The following is a 306-nucleotide window of genomic DNA, read 5'->3' on the forward strand; positions in this document are numbered from 1 at the left end:
TTTTGGAATATCTCCAATGTGCAGAAGTTTTTGGAAAAGCTCTTCGTAATATCCATCTAGCTCGATTTCAATATCGGTAAACGGACTATCGTCTTCTACAATTTCTGTTTCTGCCGTATTAGATAAATGTTGCTGCAACACATCTTTCATTTCAAGTCCATATTTATCGGCACGGTGCATTAGTTTTTTTACTTCTTCAATAAAGGCAGGATCAAGTCTCATCCATTGACCATTTAAATTGAAAAGACGTTTGTTTTGTTCAACGAGTTCGAAAAATTCACTTTCTGATAAATCAATTCCGTCCGT

1 protein-coding gene is annotated in these 306 nt (G+C 35.3%); it reads right to left on the reverse strand.

The window, feature by feature from the left end; genetic code table 11:
- The coding region (locus SB775_RS28530; protein ID WP_410864545.1) for an SNF2 helicase-associated domain-containing protein at positions 1 to 306 on the reverse strand (306 nt) is incomplete at both ends.

It is taken from the genome of Peribacillus sp. SIMBA_075 (assembly GCF_046534585.1).